The following is a 1,501-nucleotide window of genomic DNA, read 5'->3' as shown; positions in this document are numbered from 1 at the left end:
GGCGGCGCCTCGGCGGGCAGATCGATTTCATCTTGCCGCGGCGCGATGCCGGGCGCCGCCAATGAAAGGGGGCCCGTGGGCGCGCGGCCATCCGGCTGACGCTGCGCCGCGTCCGGATAAGGTGCGCGGAATGGTGCGGGCGGCGGCGAAACCGGCCAGCGCGGCGGGTTGCCGATGCTTGCTGGCCGTCGCAATGGTTCATCGGCAAAACCGAAGCTGCCGCTACCCTCGCCGAACGCTGCGACCTTGAGCGGGAAGTCGGCGCCGCACGCGCCGGGACCGGAAATCGGATCGATCCGCACCCGTTCCGGGCCTTCCTTCACCGCGCCGGATTTCAGGCACGCCACTTCCGCCTCGGCCCGCCACGGTTCGCGCTCGGCCTGGAAAAATCCACGGCCGCAACCCGCCAACGAGACAAGTACAAGGGAGCCTGCGAGATATAGATGAACTCCGCGCGTCATCGGCGCAGGTTCGGTGAATTTATTTAAGGACTCTTCAACGCGTTGATTTCACGCCTCTTTAACCACGTCGCCGAGGTTCCTTGGGGCCGTGGGGATGTCGCGGATGGACAGCAGCGCTGCCTTTTTCCAAAGGGAACGCTTTGCTAACCTTGATCGTTAAGAGGGGCCACGACGTGAACCAAGGGAGTATCCCCATGGCCTTGATCGGTCCTCTCGTCAGCCGGCTGGGCATTGTCGCCGCCTATGTCGCGTTCGCCTTCGTCGGAGCCATCGTGCTCGGTCTTTTCTAGCTCGTGATCCGATGAATCGGATCGCGAGCTCGTCTTCTAGTTGAGCATGATCTTTTCGGAAGACCGGGCTCCACCCCGCATCAAGCGCGGGGCAGGCTTTTCCCGGATCACGCTCGGAGCTTCCCGGACAGAACCTGGATCTGTCGCCCGGCGGTTCGTCCGCCGGGCGTTTTTTGTTTGCGCTGTTGCGAAAGTCAGAACTTCGACCTGATGCCAGCGCGCCATTGCCTGTTACGACCGCGGCTCCGCCGAAACTTGCCGCGACGTGATGGCGCCGTCACTTGCTCCACTGTGACCTCAATCACGGAACGAGGCGTTGGCCGGGCCTAGGGTCCGGGCCAGTTCAACCCGCTCAACCCGCACCAGCAGGAGGCTCTCATGAACAAGCTCACCATCGCCGCCGTGCTCTTGATGGCCGCCAATTCGGCCCATGCCGGCTCGATTTCCCTCGAGATCAAGGGACAAAAAATCCGCATCGAGGCGCCGCGCAATTGCGACGCGCTGTCATGCCTCAAGATTTCGGCGCCGGGCTTCAAGGGTTTCACGTCCAATAACGACGATGACGCCGTTGCTTCCAACCCGCCGCCGGCAACGACCGCACCTGCTCCCGCTCCGGCTCAGGCGGCGACGCCGCAACCGGCCGCTCCCGTGACGACCACCGTCACAGCGCCGGCCGCGCCCGCAACCACGGTTGCGACCGCCGCTCCCTCGGCCGGTTTCGATGCATCGTCAACGCCCGCGGCCTCAACT

The 1,501-nt window shown here is 64.4% G+C and carries 2 pseudogenes; one reads left to right on the top strand and one right to left on the bottom strand.

The window, feature by feature from the left end:
* Positions 1-461 (bottom strand): annotated as a pseudogene (locus tag WCE35_RS04640) (extensin family protein); the annotation flags it as partial.
* 668 nt (positions 462-1,129) lie between these two features.
* Between WCE35_RS04640 and WCE35_RS04635 the strand changes: the two are divergent.
* A pseudogene (locus tag WCE35_RS04635) lies at positions 1,130-1,501 on the top strand (DUF2147 domain-containing protein); the annotation flags it as partial.

The organism is Bradyrhizobium sp., assembly GCF_049691595.1.
Taxonomy (GTDB): Bacteria; Pseudomonadota; Alphaproteobacteria; order Rhizobiales; family Xanthobacteraceae; genus Bradyrhizobium.
The sequence above is the reverse complement of the archived record's forward strand: the minus strand, read 5'-3'. Positions and strand labels throughout refer to the sequence as shown.